Origin of the sequence: Butyricimonas sp. RTP31003st1_G1_RTP31003_210430 (assembly GCF_040920905.1) — a bacterium.
GTDB classification, from domain to species: Bacteria; Bacteroidota; Bacteroidia; order Bacteroidales; family Marinifilaceae; genus Butyricimonas; species Butyricimonas paravirosa.
In genome coordinates this window covers 67401-84923 of the sequence record NZ_JBCOSQ010000010.1, presented here as the reverse complement: position 1 = coordinate 84923, position 17523 = coordinate 67401, and the positions used below count along the sequence as shown (strand labels likewise).

11 protein-coding genes are annotated in these 17523 nt (G+C 44.3%); 6 read left to right on the top strand and 5 right to left on the bottom strand.

Features of this window, described 5'->3' with window-relative positions; all coding sequences use genetic code 11:
- Nucleotides 1-76 precede the first annotated feature (76 nt).
- The gene (locus AB5542_RS04925) at nucleotides 77-5539 is read right to left on the bottom strand and encodes an alpha-2-macroglobulin family protein (protein ID WP_279039438.1); all 5463 of its coding nucleotides are present in this window, start codon (nucleotides 5537-5539) and stop codon (nucleotides 77-79) included.
- Nucleotides 5540-5672: 133 nt separating this feature from the next.
- On the opposite strand from AB5542_RS04925, the gene AB5542_RS04920 reads away from it, so the two are divergent.
- Together AB5542_RS04920 and AB5542_RS04915 are read left to right on the top strand one after the other, a co-directional pair.
- Nucleotides 5673-6995, top strand: a complete 1323-nt coding sequence (locus tag AB5542_RS04920; protein WP_279039436.1) for a UDP-glucose dehydrogenase family protein — start codon at nucleotides 5673-5675, stop codon at nucleotides 6993-6995.
- A 102-nt stretch (nucleotides 6996-7097) separates the two neighbouring features.
- A complete protein-coding gene (locus AB5542_RS04915) occupies nucleotides 7098-8006 on the top strand; it encodes a diacylglycerol/lipid kinase family protein (protein WP_118304778.1) in 909 nt (302 codons plus the stop codon).
- 15 nt (nucleotides 8007-8021) lie between these two features.
- Here the strand turns inward: AB5542_RS04915 and AB5542_RS04910 are convergent, their stop codons facing one another.
- Both AB5542_RS04910 and AB5542_RS04905 read right to left on the bottom strand, forming a co-directional pair.
- Nucleotides 8022-8498 carry an Lrp/AsnC family transcriptional regulator gene (locus tag AB5542_RS04910; protein ID WP_087421230.1) on the bottom strand — a complete coding sequence of 159 codons (477 nt, stop codon included), beginning with the start codon at nucleotides 8496-8498 and terminating at the stop codon, nucleotides 8022-8024.
- Nucleotides 8499-8509: 11 nt separating this feature from the next.
- Complete coding sequence (locus tag AB5542_RS04905; RefSeq protein WP_027202309.1) at nucleotides 8510-9133, bottom strand: hypothetical protein; 624 nt, start codon at nucleotides 9131-9133, stop codon at nucleotides 8510-8512.
- 161 nt (nucleotides 9134-9294) lie between these two features.
- Here AB5542_RS04905 and AB5542_RS04900 point away from each other — a divergent pair, with 161 nt between their 5' ends.
- A complete protein-coding gene (locus tag AB5542_RS04900) occupies nucleotides 9295-10863 on the top strand; it encodes an alkaline phosphatase family protein (protein WP_279039434.1) in 1569 nt (522 codons plus the stop codon).
- A 166-nt stretch (nucleotides 10864-11029) separates the two neighbouring features.
- Here the strand turns inward: AB5542_RS04900 and gldE are convergent, their stop codons facing one another.
- Both gldE and AB5542_RS04890 read right to left on the bottom strand, forming a co-directional pair.
- Nucleotides 11030-12367, bottom strand: coding sequence for a gliding motility-associated protein GldE (gldE, locus tag AB5542_RS04895; protein ID WP_270543181.1), 1338 nt, complete (start codon nucleotides 12365-12367; stop codon nucleotides 11030-11032).
- Nucleotides 12368-12525: 158 nt separating this feature from the next.
- The gene (locus AB5542_RS04890; RefSeq protein ID WP_279039433.1) at nucleotides 12526-12939 is read right to left on the bottom strand and encodes a single-stranded DNA-binding protein; all 414 of its coding nucleotides are present in this window, start codon (nucleotides 12937-12939) and stop codon (nucleotides 12526-12528) included.
- 340 nt (nucleotides 12940-13279) lie between these two features.
- Here AB5542_RS04890 and AB5542_RS04885 point away from each other — a divergent pair, with 340 nt between their 5' ends.
- The 3 genes from AB5542_RS04885 to AB5542_RS04875 all read left to right on the top strand — a co-directional run bounded on the left by AB5542_RS04885 (nucleotide 13280) and on the right by AB5542_RS04875 (nucleotide 17488).
- Complete coding sequence (locus AB5542_RS04885; protein WP_027201488.1) at nucleotides 13280-13564, top strand: HU family DNA-binding protein; 285 nt, start codon at nucleotides 13280-13282, stop codon at nucleotides 13562-13564.
- 187 nt (nucleotides 13565-13751) lie between these two features.
- The gene (locus AB5542_RS04880) at nucleotides 13752-15299 is read left to right on the top strand and encodes an Rne/Rng family ribonuclease (RefSeq protein ID WP_087421328.1); all 1548 of its coding nucleotides are present in this window, start codon (nucleotides 13752-13754) and stop codon (nucleotides 15297-15299) included.
- 161 nt (nucleotides 15300-15460) lie between these two features.
- Entirely contained in the window at nucleotides 15461-17488 is a 2028-nt protein-coding gene (locus tag AB5542_RS04875; RefSeq protein ID WP_087421232.1) for a protein-disulfide reductase DsbD family protein, read from the top strand.
- The last annotated feature ends 35 nt before the right edge of the window (nucleotides 17489-17523 follow it).

Genomic DNA, 17523 nt, shown 5'->3' with positions numbered 1-17523 from the left:
AGAAACTGAAAACTGGTACACAAGGCCTTTGTTTATTCAGAAATCATTCAATCTAAAATCTAAAATTTAAAATTAATCACTCTCTGTTTATCGTGATCGTGTTCCCCGGTAGGGTGGCGGTAATCGAGTTATCGTACATCGCCGAGCAGGTGATGGCCGGAAGTAGGTAAGTTCCGGAGTACGCTGCATTAAAGCGAAGTTTGAAAGTTTTCGATTGGCCTTGTTTCAACGAGAAATAGAGGTATACCCGGTCATCCCGGATGTCCACGTTGTCGGTTCCTTGGAACGGGTTCACGCCTGTCGTGAGACGTTCATTGAGGAACTCGAAACCGGAGGGGAACATGAAAGTTAATGCCAATTCCTCGTATAAACCGATATTGCCGGTATTCTGGATCGTGATTTCGGCCACGACGTCTTCTCCTTGTTTATAATTGAGTTCGTTGTTCCGAGTGCCGTTGCGGTAGTAATTGACCGTCATTTTCAACCCGGACATTTCGCTTTGCGTGATCACTCCCAATGGCGTGGAGCTGTTGATGGTGCGCACGTGGAGTGTTCCCGAAGAGTTGTTTTTCACGGTCACTTCCGATTTGTTGTTCTTCACGGCCAACTCTTTTTGCAACACGGTTTTTGCCGTCTTGTAGTTGTCTTTCCCGATCTGGACATCAATGCCGTTACCATCCTTGAAGTAGCGTTCCACGTAGTTGCCGATGGCACACAGGCCAAAAGCACTTTCTTGGGTACTCAACCATTCGTTAGAGGCGAATTTGCGGGCCATTTTCTGCATGAGCTTGTATGCCTCGTCTTTCATGTCCATGTTGATCATACTTTGCATGATGATCGCGTTGTCACGAAGGTCAGAGCCGTAACATCTGCCAAGCTGACGATATAGTTCAGCTTCTGCCGGAAGATTGGCGATCAACGCTTTGGCAATCTTTTCGTGTTTGCCCAAGGCGTAGGCTCCTGCCAGTTGCCAGCGGGCGATCGGGTTTTTGTAGGTATCTTCCTTCATCCGGTTCATTGCTGCCATATTGGGTTTACCGGCAAGTGCAAGCACGTAGAGGCGGTAGGATTGTTCGATTTCCGAGTAGTAATCCCCCCGTCGCCAAGCATTTGCTTGTTTTGCCAGGTAGTCAAGAGCGGAGTTTTTCATGGAAGTCGGGATTCGATAACCGACTTTCTCGGCTTGAATCAGGAAGTCCGTGATGTAGGTGGAAACCCAGTCTGAAACGTAGCTGGAGTTCGACCAGTAGCTGAACCCACCGTTGCTTACTTGGTAGTTGCGCAAGCGGGTGATAACGTCTTTCACGTGCAATTCTGCGGTAACTTTTTGAGCCTCGCTGAGGTCCATAATTCGGTCGAGCATGAGCTGCGGGAACACGGCAGAGGTGATTTGCTCTCCGCATCCGTGCGGGTAACGAATCAAGTAGCCGAGACGTTGTTCCAAATTAAGTGCCGGGATAGAGGTGATTTCGAGGAATGAGGCGGGTTCCAAACCTTCCATCGTGTTGTTGAATGTGATGGATTCACCGCTTGCCACTTCCCGTGCGTCTACCCGGGTCACCTTGGGATTCGGTATGCGGATGTCAACATCACAGCTGAAATGGGCTTTCTCCGAACCGCTTTGTGCCGTGAAGGTCAACGTGGATTTTCCGATGTTTTCCTTGATTTTTACCTTGAAGAATATGATCTGTTCTCCCGTGCCGGAGAAGTGTGCTTCTTTGCTTGCGGGTTCAATGATTTCGATCTTATCGTCGGTTTTGATGTTCACGGTAACATTCTTGATGTTCTCTTTCATGGCGAACAGGGTTACCGGAATTTCGATCACGTCTCCCGGGGTGAACAAACGAGGCATCGTGACGTTGAGCATCAACGGTTTGTTGACTTTCGTGCTTTGCGAGGCGGAACCATAGCATCCGTTGTCTTCGGCAACGACCATTGTGCGTACTTCCCCGATGTATTCCGGCATCCGGAAGGTGTGCGTTTTCTTTTCCCCGCTCTTGATGGTGAACGGGCCTTTGAAGATTACCACGGGAGTAAAACGATCGCTTTTCCGGTTTTCTTCCGGTTCCAGGGATTCGTCACCTCCCACGGCAAATGCTTTCTCCAAACGTCCCCCGAAGGCTCCGATGACATCATCGTAGAAGTCCCACGTCTTTACTCCGAGAGCCTCTCTGGCATAGAATGCCGGGAAGGGGTTCGGGGTCTTGAAGGAGGTCAGGGATAACAATCCTTCATCAACAATGGCAATGGAATAAGTCATTGGTTTTCCGTCCTTTTCGCTCACGGAAACCGTGAAATCCTGTGACGGGCGAAGTTCCTGTGCCATATCGATCTTTGGGGTCAGGCGTAAGTTAGGATCGTCAATATTGATGTTCAGTACGCCATACAGACGAATCGGCTTGTCATTGTTCCGATTCTTGTGAGGTTGAATGAGGGAGACATTGACGTAGATATTGGGACACATTTCACTGGTCGCCTCGATCTCGAAAGAGGTGGAACCGGCAGATGTAGGTACACGGAATATGTCTTTCACGGTTTTCCCGTTTTCAACGCTCACGAGCGCCACGCTACCCTCAGAAGAAGGGAAGGTGATTTTTATTTTCTCTCCGGCACGGTATGCTTTCTTATCGCTGGTTAAGGTGAGTAGGGTGGCCATACCCGGGATGTTCATGTCGTTCCGCCAAGAACTCACGTAGAAGGTAGTTCCGGAGGAATGGCCGGAGAATTTATCTCTCGCGATCACGTAGTAGCGTCCCCACTGGTTGCAGGTAACGTCAATATTGAATTTGCCATTTTGGCTTTTCACGATTTTATTGAAGACCGGTTTACGGTAGGAGCGGTTCACGTACGATCCGATGTTGTCTCTTTCGGAATCCCACCACCAGCGCCATTCCAAGGTATAGACTTCAACTTCGATTTCTCTGTCAGATACCGGCTTCCCGTCGGCCGTAAGCACGGCTCCCGCGATGGGGATCGGTTTGCCGGCAGAGTACCAGTTGTCCTCGGAATCAGGAAGTTTCACGCCGACATATTCTTCATAAGGTGAATATTTGAATCCGGTTGTCGTGATGCTGAAGTCCCCACCGGGTTCGAATACCCGTAGCGTGAGGAGTGCATTCAACATTCCCGGTGCGTTCTCCGTGCTGATTTCATCAGCCGATAGGGTAAAATTACCCTCCGCATCAGTAGTTCCTTCAAAGAAGGTCGTTGTGGTCGCGTTAAAATAACGAGATCGATCATCAAAACTATATTCTTTGTATCCCGGGAACGTGGTGTTACTCTGGGATAACTTTAATTCGGTGTTGACCTTTAGCGAGCTGGTTTTGGCTCCATGCAACCAACGGGTTTGCACGGGAATGGAATTATCCGGGATACCATTTCCCAAAATGTCATTCGACAGGTTGGTCACGATACTGAGGCGATTCGGTTTGATACTTTCGATCCGGACGGTTTTCCAGAAGGAGACTCCCCCGATACGTACAACTGCCCGCCAGTAACCCGTGACGGCTTGCTCGTCTGTTTTGAAAGTGAAACAATAGAGACCGTGTTCGTTACGTCCTTCCCGTTTCGTTTGAACCACGTTACCATTCGGGTCGTAGAGTTCGGCAATGATGGGGTGTCCCACGGGAATCACCTTCTCTTTGTCTTCCAGCATGAAAGAGAGGTGTATTTCATTTCCCGGACGCCACACGCCCCGTTCTCCATAAATGAAACCTTTTATTCCCTGTTGCACGACTTCGCCACTGATGTCAAAGTTGCTGTATGATAGAGAAGTTGCATCGCTTACTTTTAAATAGGCCTTGTCGTTTCCCTTGATGGCAAGCACGATGAACGGTTTCCCTTGTACTCGTGCGGTTGCGATTCCCGAATTGTTGGTTACGGCAGAATCAATCTTCTGGTTCTGGTAATTGAAGAAGAGTATCTTGCAACTTTCCACGGGTGCAGCCGTGAGCAGGTCGTTCACGGCTACCACGTATTTACCGTCACTTCCGGTTTTGGCGGTGAGGCCGAGTGAGGTGACAATCAAGTTTCTTCTGGGGAAACGATCGGACACGTAGTAATAAGAGTTGGAACAGGGATCGTCCCGTTCTTCCCACGAGTAGTCGGACGGGTAATTATAGTAATAATCGTCGTCATCATAATAGTCATAATCAGACTGGGAATCCCAATCGTTTTCCGTGATTCCATCCCCCTCGTTAGCGCAGGCTAGGGTTGTGTAGGATTTTTGGAATTTCAGTTGAACCCGGTAGATAACTCCTTTTTCCAGTTGTATATGGTCTGCCAGGTTTATCGTGTAGTCCTGCCATTTGTTCGCATTTATTGGGTGTCCTTCTTTTTCAAGTGGGATTTTCTTATCCAGAATGATACATCCCACCCGGCGTAGTTGGTAATCGCTACTGTAATTATAATTACCGTCTTGCAAGTAGAAGTTCATGTTTTGGTTGAATACCTTCACGACCCGCAATTGCACGGCTTTCAACGCTACCGCGGAGAAGGGGATCAGCACGTTTCCCTCGGCCGGCGTAAATGTTCCCTCGCCGATAAAGGCAACAGCAGGTTTGGCGGAGGCGAAACTGACGTTGTAGGTGGCATCCGATTTCAATTTTTCACCGAATGAGTTTTTGATACCTTTGTAGATATTTACTTGAACGACACCTTGCATCTTATCCCGTTCGTTGGAATATACTCGGATAATGTTACCCTGCACGTTGAAGTTTAGGCGATTTACCCCGTCCACGGTGATTAATCCCTGTAAATCTTGAGAGGCATCCACGTTGTCCGAGAGGGTGACGTCTATGGTCTGGGAGTTTTCATCACTCGCTTTGACTTCCAGTACGGAAAATATTTTTGAACCGGGGATCTCCACGATCAAATCGTTCCCGTTTTTCACCTTTTTATTGAAACTTAACTCCAGTGATTGTGTTTCGTTTGTCCGACTGATGTCCGGAACCGTGAAGTAGTGGATGTAGGGCGTGTGTTCCCATTCTAGTTTGTGGGACAAACCATTGATCGTCGCTTTCACGAGTAGTTCTATTTCGGCGGGGGCCACGGCATCAGAATTCGTGATGGAGGCCCGGTAGGAAAATCTGTTGTTATCCGTGGGGTCGATGTTCAAGCTGCCTTCTTGGAACGCGAATACGAGAGGGAGGACTTTCACGCTGAAACGGAAGGTTGACAAGTCGGTAGGGACTTTGCAGAGTTTGTCCAGGTAGAGACTGATGTCGTATGTTTGCCCGTTTTTTAGAGGCTTGGTGGGGGTAAACTCGATAATGTTACCGTCCCGTAGAGATACGGTTCCCTCTGCTTTCGGGGAGATCTTTAGTAATTTTTCAACTTGCACGGGAAGGCTGTCCCCGGTTTGTAGAATGTTATTTTCCAACCGAACATAGATCGGGTCGGAAGATTTTATCATTCCCTGTGTAAAGCCGGAAATGTATTTGCTATACTCTAGCTTGCTTTGTTCCTTGGTTTTATCTTTGCACGAAAAGATCGTGATCATCAAGAATAGTAAAGGAAAAAGAAGAATTCTTTTTTTCATGCTGCTAATGTTTATTTTATCGTTAAGGCAAAATTAAATAAAAAAACGGTATGGGAACTTATTGTTCATTTTAAATTTATATTTTTGCGAGAGCGAAAAATCAGACCCTAATTAGGGAGATAAAATAGATAATATGAGAATAGCTGTTGTTGGAACCGGTTATGTCGGACTTGTATCCGGAACGTGTTTAGCCGAAACGGGAGTAACTGTAACGTGTGTCGATGTTAACAATGCCAAGATCGAGTTGTTGAATAATGGGGGAATGCCTATTTATGAACCAGGGTTGGCAGAGTTGGTTACCCGGAACCGGGAAGACGGACGCCTCTTTTTCACTACGTCGTTGAAAGAGGCATTGAAGGATGCAGATGCTGTTTTTATTGCCGTGGGAACCCCACCTGATGAGGATGGGAGTGCGGACCTGCACTACGTGCTGGATGTGGCTCGTGAAGTCGGGGAACTCATAAATGATTATATTGTCGTGGTGACGAAATCAACGGTGCCCGTGGGAACGAATTACAAGGTGAAAGGAGTAATTCAAGCAGCTTTGGAAAAACGAGGTGTCGAGGTGGCATTTGACGTGGCTTCTAATCCGGAATTCTTGAAGGAAGGGGATGCGGTGAACGATTTTATCTCTCCGGATCGCGTGGTGATCGGGGTGGAGAGCGATCGTGCCCGTCGGGTCATGGAACGTTTATACCATGCTTTTATATTGAATAACACACCGATTTATTTCATGGATATATTATCGGCGGAAATGACTAAATACGCGGCGAACTCGATGCTGGCTACCCGTATTTCGTTTATGAATGACATTGCTAATTTGTGCGAGATTGTCGGGGCTGACGTGGAGGCCGTGAAGAAAGGTATCGGTAGTGATTCTCGTATCGGGAAGAAGTTCCTGAATGCCGGATGCGGTTACGGGGGATCTTGTTTCCCGAAGGACGTGAAAGCGTTGATTCGTACGGGAGATGATCATGGACATAGCTTAGAGTTACTGAAAGCGGTGGAGCGGGTGAACGAGAAACAAAAGAGCGTGTTGTTTAGAAAGATCACTTCACACTTCGGGACGGATTTGACGGGAAAACGTTTTGCCATGTGGGGTTTATCGTTTAAACCGGGTACGGATGATTTGCGGGAAGCGCCTTCATTGGTGTTGATTGATAAATTAGTGGAGGCCGGAGCCGTGGTACGAGGATTTGATCCGGTGGCCATGGAAGAGTGTAAGAGACGGATTGGTGATCGTATCGAATACGCGGATAATATGTACGATGCGCTGACCGCTGCCGATGCCTTGATCGTGGTGACGGAATGGGCCGAATTCAAGATTCCCAAATTTACTTTTATCGAAAAAGCATTAAAGCATAAAATTATATTTGACGGAAGAAATATATACAGTCCGGAACAGATGAAAGAATTCGGTTATATGTATTACGGAATCGGACGGAAAGACAATTAGCAATTGAAAATTGACAATGAATAGATTTATGATTTGCGACAAAAAAGTGTCAGGTTTGTGCGTGGAAATCTAAAATCTAAAATCAATAAATCTAAAATTGAAATGGTTCATTATCGAATATTGTTTATCGTGAATCCTATATCGGGGTTCGGTTTGGGCTGGGAGATTCCTTACCGGATAAGGCATATTGCGGCGTACAAACACATCGAGTACAATATACGTTTCACGGAATATGCCGGGCATGCGAAAGAGATCGTGGAGCAGGCCAAGCATCAGAATTACACGCATATCATCGCGGCAGGTGGAGATGGTACGGTAAATGAAATCGGTACTGCCTTGATAAATACAGGAATTGCTTTTGGCGTGATTTCTTTGGGGAGTGGTAACGGCTTTGCCCGTCATTTAGGCTTTTCCCAGATGATGAATAAAGCGTTGAAACAGATTTTGAAAAGTGAAACCACGGATATTGATGTCGTGGAGATTAATGGCCACTACTCGTTGAACGTGAGTGGTTTCGGCTTTGATGCCGAAGTGGCTCACTTTTTTAGTAGGATGAAGATCCGGGGTATATTCTCCTACATCTATTCAATCATACATATGTGGTTTCGTTACCCCGGTAAGCGTTACGTGTTTCATATAGACGGGAAAACGTGGGAGGAAGATTGTTTCGTTTTGAGTGTTGCCAATAGTTCCCAGTATGGAAATAATGCCTCGATAGCCCCCAAAGCCTCGTTACGGGACGGGCTGGTTGATATTTGCATTTTGAAGAGGCCTAAATATTATCAAATACCTCGTTTCCTCTATTGCTTTATGAATTCCAAGATCGCCCGACTTCCTTATTTTAGCGAAATCCAATGCAAGGAGGCGATTTTGGAAGGAGACTTGAATAAAGCCCATATTGATGGAGACCCGTATATTTTGGAATCCCCGGTAAAGGTAAAAGTACTTCCTGGAGTATTGAAAGTAATTGCCCCAAAACTATCCAGGAAGAAGAAAAATATGACGGTTTGATTTAACTTAAAACGACTATTTGTCCTGTGGGGATAGGGCTATCTGTTTCTCGATAAGCTGATCCAAGGAGATGAATGTTTCGGTTTTAGCGATACCGGGGATGTTCTGTAACGTGTTGATCAGAATATCCATCAAGTGCTGGTGATCGTTACATCTTAATTTAATCAAGAAGGTAAAGCCGCCCGTGATAAAGTGACATTCTGTAACTTCCGGGATGCTTTCAATCTCTTTCACGACAGTCTTGTAGGTGTGAGCGTGGTCAAGGATAACCCCGATAAAAGCGCATACTCCAAAACCAAGTGCGTCGGGTTTCACGATAAAACGGGAACCTTCGATAATACCGGAGTCTTCCATCTTTTTCACGCGTTGGTGGATGGCGGCTCCGGATATGCCACATTCCCGGGCTATTTCCAAAAAGGGAATTCTTGCATTTTTTACAAGATGAGACAAGATCTTGCGATCAATGTCATCGATTTGATATTTTGCACTCATTGTTTTCTTTTTTACCTGTTAAAACTTAATACGCTATACAGTTGTTTACGCTGTTTGTAATATTGCCATCCATCCTCGTTCGTGATGGTTTTGATTACCCCGTCAATCAAATTGTTGAAAATGGTAGCGAAATCAAAGACTTCGGGAGGGTAGATCTCTTGATTGTGAATATCATTCAGTTTAGCAATATACATGCGGGCAACCATTTCACTTGATACGTCGTTTTTATACATACCTTGTTGCATCCCCTTTTCGATGTTAATTTTAATCTTTTCGTAGATAAAATTGGAACGTTCCAGCTTGTGCTGTTCGAATAGTTCTGGGAACGCCTCGGCTAATTTGTAGCTGACGGAAGGTGACACGTTAAAAAAGCGCTGGTGGATTTCGTTTCCAACCAGTAGTAGAATGTCAATCGCGTTCCATCCGTCGAAATCGTATTCTTTGAATATCTTTTCAAAAGCAATACGCTCTTGCTCGAAGATACTCTTCGCGATGTCTTCCATGTCTGAGAAATTCTCGTTAATCTCCTCAAGAGAAGTTCCCATTTTCTTCAATTTATCGTCCGATAATTCAGTTCCGTAGCGATAAACATAGTTCCTCAGTTTTTCTGTCAACTGGCACTTTTTCTCAGTCATAATGGATATGGTTATTTTAGATTCTTGCCGTAAAGATACGAAACAATTAAGAATTGAAAGAATTATAAGTTGTAAATTATCATATTCTGATTATTTTTGTGTCTATACTGAGGATTTGAAACTTGGGATCAGAAATACGAATTTATAAAATAGAAACGATCGTGAAAAAGTTATTGTTATTAGCGAGTGTATTGGCTTGGGTGTCTGGTGTTTTTGCGGAAGAAAAACCGAAATTGATAGTGGGAGTGGTGATCAGTCATTTTTATCCGGAATGGATGGATATGTATGCTAACGAATTGTCGGATAACGGTTTGAAACGGATCATGAAACAAGGAGCCAGGGTGAATATGAATTATAACTATTTTTACACGCAAACCGGGGTGGATCATGCGTCGATTTACACGGGTATGTTACCCACGGAACATGGGATCGTGTCGAGGGCGTGGTACGATCGTTTACGCCGGAAACGTCAGTATTCTACTCAATCCGATCGTTATACGGAAATCGGTGATCAACAGGCGGATAGTATAAAAAGTTTGTCTCCCGATTATTTACAGACGATGAGCTTGGGGAGCGCCATGAAATGGAATAATCCCATGTCCCGAGTGTTCAGTATTGCCATGAATGGTGACGAAGCTGTTCTAAGTGGGGGAAGTAGTGCCGATATGGCCATCTGGTTCAGCGAGAAAACGGGTAAATGGGTGTCCTCTTCTTATTATCGTTCGGAATTACCCGAATGGTTGAGAATGTATAATACATGGGTCGAGAGCGATCATTTTGTGAATAAAGGATGGATGATGTTGTCTGACGAGGATAAGTCGGCTGCCCGTATTCGCCTGACGAATCATTTCTATTATGATATAGCCCGGGCAAAGAAGGAATATAATACTTACCGGGTTTTGAAAGCTACACCTTACGCAAATACATTGGTACGGGTGTTGGCCGAAAAATTGATTGACGAGGAAAGGTTGGGAGTGGATAATGATCCGGATTTGCTGGCCCTGAACTTTTCTTGTTTAGACTATATGTCCCGGGATTTCACGATAGATTCGAGCGAGGAGAAGGATATGTTGATCCGTTTGGATATGGATCTTGCGGCATTGGTAAGTAAGTTGGATGCCCGGGTCGGGAAAGGAAACTACACGCTGTTCGTGACCTTTTCCGAGATGCGGGAATTGATGCCGGAGGATTTGCGGAAGATTAAAGTGAATTCTGATTATTTTAGTATATTTAAATCTGTGGCCTTGTTGAAGTCTTACTTGGGTTTGGTTTACGGGCCGGGTGACTGGATTTCCGATTATGATCAGGGACAAATTTATTTGAACCGGGATCTGATCGAGCAGAAGAAGATAAATCTGAAAGAAATGCAGGATAAGGTGGCTGATTTTATGATCGAGTTCGAGGGGGTAGCCAAAGTCATGACAGCCTATTCATTAACGCACACTTCCTTCCCGGAAGGGGTAAATCGGTTGGTTCAGAATTCGTTTTCTCACAAACGTAGTGGAGATGTCTTTTTCTGTATCCATCCGACTTGGGTTTCGGAACTGAAAGAGTTGGAGGATACTTATTTCCGGCATACCAAGCGTCCGATTGTTCCCCTGTATTTATACGGTGCGGGAGTGAAGGCCGATTTGAAAGGGAACTACACGATGTCGGATTTATTACCTACCTTGTGTAAGATATTGGGAATAAATGTTCCTTACACGGCACATGGAAAGGCAATGTTTTAGTGGGAATTAAAAGTGTTCGATGAACGTCACTTTGCCCGCCTTTGGGTATCCCTTCCCCTGCCGATAGTCTAGCTCATGAACATAGCATGAACATAGCATATACATAGCATGAACACGAACCGGTGTTCATGCTATGTAAGGGGTGTATATTTGTAGAGTACTTGTCCTAGCTTATCGGCGGGGCAGTTATAGGCGAGAGAGGGACTTGTCCGGTCTTTTTGTATTGAATTTTCTTGATTCGCCTATTATCAACTTCGAGTACTTTGAATTGATGTTCTTTGTATGTAATCACCTCGTCCTTGTGAGGAAGTTCCCCCTTGATTTCAAGGATCAGTCCGGCCAAGGTATCTGCATCTCCCTCCACTTCTTGGAATGAATCCTCCTCTATGTCCGTGATTTTGTAGAAATCGTTCAGCAGTGTGGAAGCCTCGAAAATATATGCCCCATTCTTGTCCCGCGTGTAAACAATTTCCTGTTCGTCGTATTCATCGTTGATGTCGCCCACGATCTCTTCGATAATATCTTCCATCGTGACGATTCCGGAGGTTCCCCCGTATTCATCAACAACAATCGCCAAGTGTACCTTTTTCGTTTGGAACTCTTCCAGTAGGTCGTTGATCTTTTTGGTTTCCGGGACAAAATAGGCCGGACGAATTAAGGTCTGCCAGTGAAAGTCCTCTTTCTCATCCAGATGTTGTAATAAATCCTTCACGTAGAGGATTCCCGTGATGTTATCCAGATTTTCCTCGTACACGGGCATACGTGAGTAACCGTGTTCCGTGATGATCTCTTTCACTTGTTGGTAGCTTGAACTCCCGTCAATGGCGATCACGTTGATGCGGGGACGGATGATGTCAACCGCATCAATATTACCAAAACGGACAATGCCTTCCAAAATGTCTTTTTCCTCGTTGATTGCCGTGTCCTTGGTTAATTCCAAGGCTTTGGATAATTGGTCGATGGATAAATTATCCTTTTTATCCATGCGCTTGCTGATAATAGAGGTGGAACCGATCAACAGGGCGGATAGCGGACGAAACAGGTGAGACAGGAAGGTCAGTGGACCTGCCATGAAAATCACCATGTTCAACTGGGAACGATTGGCGTATAATTTAGGAATGATTTCTCCGGCCAGTAAAATCACGAACGTTACCACGATCACTTGGATAATAAAACCTAACGTGGGATAAGCCGAGAAATCAAATAATGAATTTACCAGATAGGTGGATAACACGACAATGGCCACGTTCACGAAATTGTTGGATATTAAAATCGTGGCGAGTAGTCGGTTGGGTTTCTGTTGCAGGTTGCGGGCCTTCTCGTACCCGTTGTCTTCCAAGTATTTTAATTGCGAAGGAGAAAGTGAGAAATAGGCAACCTCCGAACCGGAAATTAATGCCGAGCATAATAATAAAAGCAATAGGATAATGACGAAAATTAAATCGATGAGGGTGAATGCACCTGTAAAAATCTGCCCGGCAAGGGGAATATAATCTGTGTCCAAAATTTATATAATTGGTTAAACTTAAATATCGCCGAAAGATACATAGAAAAACTAAAAGATAAAAGATAAAAACTAAAAACTAATCGTTTAAAGCCTGATTTCCTTGTTCGAAATCGTTTACTTCAAACTTTTAGTTTTTAATTTTTAGCTTTTATCTTTCAGAACGGGAGATCGTCACTGTCGTCACCACCGTTTAAATCGGGTGCTTGTGGCATGTGCGTGTCTTGAGGTTTATCCCCGTTATCTTGTTTGCGGGATAACATCTGGAAATTATCCCCGTAAATCTCGGTCGTGTATCTTTTCACCCCGTTTTGGTCGTCCCATGAACGGGTTCTGATACGTCCCTCGATGTAAAGCATCATCCCCTTGCGAACGTATTTTTCGGCTATTTGAGCCAGATTCCGCCAGAGAACGATATTGTGCCATTCGGTTTGAGTTACACGTTCTCCGTTTTTATTATTGTACACCTCCGACGTGGCAAGGCTGAATCTTGCCACGGCAACACCTCCTTCGAGATATTTTACGTCCGGGTCAGCCCCGACATTACCGATAAGAATAACTTTGTTTACCATGTATAATATGTATGGATTAAAATTTGTCACAAATTACGGAATAATTTCGGAGAAAAAAAATAATCCCGATGCCATCTTGTTATGATTCGTGATTTATTCCCGATTGCTGGATGTGATAACTTTGTTGTAACCAGTTTAAATGAGGTGCAGGCAAGGTAAAGGCTTGTTGGAAAAAGTGGTGCAGGGATGTGTCTGATGTTGACAATTAAAGATATAGAACACAAAAAATATTGACAAAAATGCGGTAGTTTGTTTCATTGTTTGTGGAAAAGATATATATTTGCAGTCTGAAATTAAGAAGAAATGAAATATAATATTGAATACTAAATACTTAAAGAAAATGACAAAGGCGGACATCGTGAATGAAATTTCAAGAACCACTGGTATCGAGAAAGCTGCGGTACAAACTACAGTTGAAGCTTTTATGGAAGCAATAAAAGGTTCTGTGATTGATGGAAAAAATGTATATTTAAGAGGTTTTGGAAGTTTTGTAGTGAAAAAGAGAGCTGAGAAAACCGCTCGTAATATTTCTAAAAATGTAACGATCAAGATTCCTGAACACTTTATTCCTTCGTTCAAGCCTTCGAAGAGTTTCGTCAATCAGGTGAAAGATCAAGTAAAATAAGAAAGGAGTGAAATTATGCCAAGCGGAAAGAAAAGAAAGAGACATAAGATGGCCACTCACAAACGGAAAAAGAGACTGAGAAAGAACAGACACAAAAAGAAGTAGTCATCGTTTGTGAGTTAGAGATTATAAACCTAAGGGCTATGCCTTTAGGTTTATTTTGATTAATACATTAATTGATCAGGTAGTGAATACTGAGTTAGTCATAGATGTAAAAGCGGAAGAAGTAGTAATCGCCTTGTTAAAAGACAAGCGGTTGGTAGAGTTGACAACGGAGAAGACTAGCGTTAAATTTGCGGTAGGTGACATCTATTACGGGAAAGTGAAGAAAATCATGCCCGGTTTGAATGCCGCTTTCGTTAATGTCGGCTATGAAAAGGATGCCTTCCTGCATTACCTTGATCTCAGTCCCCAGTTTTATTCTTTGGATAGCTATATAAAGCAATGTATAGCCCGGAAGGGGATGCCTGTAGCCAAGTTAAAACTGGAGCCGGAAATCAGTAAAAACGGGAAGATCGGGGACGTGCTTTCTGTCGGCCAATATGTTGCCGTGCAGGTTGCGAAAGAACCTATTTCCACCAAGGGCCCGCGCTTGACCTCCGAGTTGAGTATTGCCGGGCGCCACCTAGTTCTGATGCCTTTCTCGGAAAAGGTATCCGTGTCACAAAAGATAAAATCGGTCGAAGAACGGAAGCGTTTGAAAAGACTGATTGAAAGTATACGCCCCAAGAATTTCGGGGTGATCGTGAGAACTGTCGCTGAAGGCAAGAATGCCGAGCTATTTGACAGTGAATTAACAGAACTTGTTGAACGTTTCGAGACCGCGTTCAAACATCTTCGGGATATAGAGCCTCCCAAGCTGATTTTGGGAGAGATTGACCGAACCAGCGTTATTCTCCGGGATATATTGAATCCCTCGTTCGAGAACATTTATGTGAATGATTTAGCATTGAGTAAAGAAATTAAGCGTTATATCAGCACGATAGCTCCGGAGAAAGAAGGTATCGTTAAATTTGTGTCAACCGAGGTACCGATCTTCGATCATTTTGGGGTGGACAAGCAAATCAAGTCTTCGCTGGGACGTACCGTTTCGTTTAAAAACGGGGCATACCTTATTATAGAACATACGGAAGCTTTTCACGTGATAGACGTGAATAGCGGGAATCGTGTGAAATTGGGCGATGACCAAGAATCAAATGCCTTGGAAGTAAACTTGGCTGCTGCCGACGAGGTGGCTCGTCAGTTACAATTGCGAGACATGGGAGGTATTATCGTGATCGACTTTATTGACATGCAACAAGCGGAAAACCGCCAGAAGTTGTTCGATAAGATGCGTTCGGCAATGGAACTCGATCGTGCCAAGCATACCATACTCCCTCTGAGTAAATTCGGATTAATGCAAATCACGCGCCAGCGGGTACGTCCGGAAATGACCGTGACGACCACGGAGACTTGTCCCGTGTGTCATGGAACCGGTAAAGCCGATGCAGCTGTTTTAGTGATTGATAAGATTGAAGACCAGCTTGAGTTCTTGGTCGAGGAGAAGAAAATCAAGAATCTGGTATTGAAAGTACACCCCTTTGTGGAGGCGTATCTAAAAAAAGGTTTCTGGTCTTTGCGTAGGAAGTGGGCTTTCAAGCATCATATCCATTTAAAGGTGGTCGGAGTACCCTCTTTTTATATTTACGAATATAAGTTTTTTAATCGTTTTAATAGAGAAATAGAACCTGAGTAGGTGTTTTTACTTACAGTTTCGTCATTCCATCTTAAAACGATGTTAAAATAGTACCATGAATTTGTGTGAGAACAAATTATATGGTACTTTTGCGTCCACTGTGTGATAATGCATACGATTTCGAGAAGCATGCAAATTGATGTTTTATTAAATAATTTTTTATGAAAAAGAGACTATTGACGTTGATCTTTACGTTGTTCGTGGGAACCTTTTCGGTTTTCGCTCAAATGTCTGACCCGACAAGTTGGACGTTTTCACAGAAGAAAACCGGGGATAACGAATACGCTTTAACCTTTAAAGCAACCATTCAACCCGGGTGGACGGTTTACTCCATGTCAACCCCGGCAGGTGGTCCCATGCCTACATCAATTACCATTGAGAAAGTGGGAGAGGGAATCGAATTAGTGGGTACGGCCGAGGAGAGTGAACCAAGTAAAAAGCATGATGATGTTTTCGGAGTCGATGTGTGGTATTATTCAAATAATTACACCGTAACCCAAAAGATCAAAGTTACCGATCCTTCCATTACTACCGTGAAAGGAAGCGTTGAATTTCAGGCTTGTCAGGAAGGTGCTTGTGTGCCGGGAGAGAAGGATTTCGCGATCGAGTTGGGTAACAAAGGTGCCGATAAAGCTACTGTTGCTGCTGCCGATGAAACGAAGGATGCAACCGAGGATGATTCCTTGTGGCTGTTCTTCTGGGTGGCTTTTGGTAGTGGATTACTGGCAGTTGTGATGCCTTGCGTGTTCCCGATGATCCCGATGACGGTGTCATTCTTCATGCATGGGGATAGTAATAAAGCAAAAGCAAAGGCAAAAGCTATTTTCTTCGCCTTGTCTATCGTTGGTATCTATACCGCTTTAGGATTGATCATTTCGTTCTTGTTAGGACCGGGATTCATTAACTGGTTGAGTACGAACTGGCTGCCTAATATTTGTTTCTTCATTATATTCATGATCTTCGCTGCATCCTTCTTTGGTGCGTTCGAGATCGTGTTACCGTCTTGGTTGGTAAATAAATCGGATAAACAAGCTGATAAAGGTGGTTACATCGGAGCTTTCTTCATGGCATTCACGTTGGTATTGGTATCATTCTCTTGTACCGCCCCGATCGTGGGAACCGTGTTGGTAGAGGCTGCACGCGGATCTGTATTACGCCCGATCATCGGTATGTTAGGATTCTCTATCGCCGTGGCATTGCCTTTCGGATTCTTCTCTTTCTTCCCTTCAAAATTAAGCAATCTACCGAAATCAGGAGGTTGGTTAAATGCGGTGAAAGTTGTATTAGGATTCGTGGAGGTTGCCCTTGGATTCAAGTTCTTGATGGTAGCAGACCAGACTTACCACTGGGGATTGTTAGACCGTGAGGTTTACATCGCTATCTGGGTAGCCGTGTTCACGTTACAAGCATTGTACTTGATGGGTAAAATCAAATTCGCTCACGATAGCGATTTACCATATATCGGAGTACCTCGTTTGGTGATGATTATTATTACCATGTCATTCGTGATCTATTTGATCCCGGGTATGTTCGGGGCACCGTTGAAAGCTTTGGCCGGATATTTCCCGCCACAAGAAACGATTGACTTCGATATTAACCGTATCGTGCGTGACAATGCGAAAGAGATCATGAAGAGTGGCGTGCAGGTAGGTGGAACACAAGGAGCTGCTAGTGCCGCATCCAACGAACCTGTAAAATACTCTGATTTCTTGCACTTGCCCCACGGGTTGGATGGTTATTTCGATTATGATCAGGCATTGAAAGCCGCACAAGCTCAAGATAAACCCTTGTTCATTGATTTCACCGGTCACGGTTGTGTGAACTGTCGTGAGATGGAACAAAGCGTTTGGTCTGATCCTCGTGTGCTTGAAATGTTGAAGAATGATTATATTATCGTGGCTCTTTACGTGGACGATAAGACCAAATTACCAGCAGAAGAGGTTTACGTGTCAGAGTATGACGGAAAGAAGAAAAACACGCTTGGAAAGAAGAATACAGACTTCCAGATCAAGCAATTCGAGTCGAACGCTCAACCGAACTATATTTTGTTAGATAGCCGTAAAGGTAACGAGAAAGTATTGAAACCGCATGTATTACAACCCGCTAGAGGTTATAATAAAGATCGGGATGCTTTCGTGAAATTCTTGCAAGACGGTTTGAAAGAGTATAAAGCTCGTGCCGGAAAGTAATCTATCGAATTGATCAGATATTTAAAAGCCACCTT

Coding starts and splice junctions, on each gene's coding strand:
- AB5542_RS04910 (WP_087421230.1), bottom strand. CDS start 8,498: ATGAGTGCAAAATATCAAATCGATGACATTGATCGCAAGATCTTGTCT.
- AB5542_RS04920 (WP_279039436.1), top strand. CDS start 5,673: ATGAGAATAGCTGTTGTTGGAACCGGTTATGTCGGACTTGTATCCGGA.
- AB5542_RS04925 (WP_279039438.1), bottom strand. CDS start 5,539: ATGAAAAAAAGAATTCTTCTTTTTCCTTTACTATTCTTGATGATCACG.
- AB5542_RS04915 (WP_118304778.1), top strand. CDS start 7,098: ATGGTTCATTATCGAATATTGTTTATCGTGAATCCTATATCGGGGTTC.
- AB5542_RS04875 (WP_087421232.1), top strand. CDS start 15,461: ATGAAAAAGAGACTATTGACGTTGATCTTTACGTTGTTCGTGGGAACC.
- AB5542_RS04890 (WP_279039433.1), bottom strand. CDS start 12,939: ATGGTAAACAAAGTTATTCTTATCGGTAATGTCGGGGCTGACCCGGAC.
- AB5542_RS04885 (WP_027201488.1), top strand. CDS start 13,280: ATGACAAAGGCGGACATCGTGAATGAAATTTCAAGAACCACTGGTATC.
- AB5542_RS04905 (WP_027202309.1), bottom strand. CDS start 9,133: ATGACTGAGAAAAAGTGCCAGTTGACAGAAAAACTGAGGAACTATGTT.